Source organism: Sulfurimonas sp. NWX79 (assembly GCF_039667035.1).
Taxonomy (GTDB): Bacteria; Campylobacterota; Campylobacteria; order Campylobacterales; family Sulfurimonadaceae; genus Sulfurimonas; species Sulfurimonas indica.
In genome coordinates this window covers 1-1,282 of the sequence record NZ_JALCZL010000053.1, presented here as the reverse complement: position 1 = coordinate 1,282, position 1,282 = coordinate 1, and the positions used below count along the sequence as shown (strand labels likewise).

The window sequence follows — 1,282 nt, the reverse complement described above, 5'->3', positions numbered from 1 at the left end:
GATAGCGTCAAAAATTTTCTGTAAATTCCTCATCAACTTCACAATCATGTTCCAAATTTTCCCACGAAACATATTTTCTATCCATCCACTTGGCATTAGTGTCAACTGCCAAAGGCACCAAAAGTCTGAGAACTGAACCTTCACTTGGAAATGCACCGACAACTTTTGTTCTTCGCTTCACCTCTTTGTTAAATCTCTCCACAAGATTGGTAGAGTGGATTTTTCTATGATGGCGTTTAGGAAAGGCTAAAAATGTCATCACATCCCCAAGATTACCATTCAAATATTTTGTCAGTTTTGGGAACCTGTCTTCAAATGTTGCAATCATTCCATGCCCAAGGGAGTGTGCTTCATCTATCGATTTAGCTTTTAAAATATCATTAAGATAATCGAGTACTTCATTTAAACTTTTTTTCGGTACAATTTTCATCAGGTTACGCTTAAAGTGTATACTGCAAAGCTGCCAGCTCGAGCCGTTGAAACTTTCGCTGGCAGCTCGTTTTATTCCTTTGTGACCATCACTGATAATCAGATCTACTTTTGATACTCCTCGCTCCTTAAGCGCTTCAAAAAATCCCAAGTAACTTCCGTAGGACTCTTCATACATCACATCAATATCAAGTACTTCACGATACCCATCTTCATTGACTCCTATGGCAATCATCACAGCTTGAGAGACAAACCTTGCTCCATTAAACACTTTGAGATAGAGTGCATCAACATAAAGGTATGGGTAATACTCCCGAAGTGGTGATGTACGAAATTCAGTAATGAGTTCATCAAGCTCACGGCTGAGATTGCTCACTGTTGCGTGAGAGAGTTCAATATCAAGCTCTCCTAAAACCCCTTCAACTTTACGAGTAGAAATTCCTTTGAGATATCCTTCTACGATAATACTTGCAAGTGCTTTATCTATACGTGAGTAGTTTTCAAACAGCTTGGTCTCAAATCTTCCACTACGGGCATATGGTCGCAAAAGGTTCAGCTCTCCAAGTGTTGTCTTGAGCTGTCTCTCTTTGTGTCCATTACGATAATCTACCCGCTCCTCGCTTCTCTCATGTTTGCCTGCTCCGATAAATGCTTCAAACTCTTTTTCCATGACTGCATTTAAAAAACGCTCACCAATAAGTCGAAATCCCTCTTGCTTGTTACTCAAAAGCAGAGGTACAAACTCCTCTAAATCAAACTCTATCTTTTTTCCTTGTAATTCCATTTCTATGATCCTTTTTCTTTTTTATAATCATAGTTGATTTGGAATTTACAGAAATTATTTTACACTACC

Annotated in this window: 1 protein-coding gene; it reads right to left on the bottom strand. The window is 38.6% G+C overall.

Annotated features, from left to right (window positions below):
* Window positions 1-7 precede the first annotated feature (7 nt).
* Complete coding sequence (locus tag MNY27_RS10850) at window positions 8-1,213, bottom strand: IS256 family transposase (RefSeq protein WP_346392341.1); 1,206 nt, start codon at window positions 1,211-1,213, stop codon at window positions 8-10.
* Window positions 1,214-1,282 lie beyond the last annotated feature (69 nt).

Excerpts from the sequence above, each read along its gene's own strand:
- MNY27_RS10850 (WP_346392341.1), bottom strand. The coding sequence starts at position 1,213 with ATGGAATTACAAGGAAAAAAGATAGAGTTTGATTTAGAGGAGTTTGTA.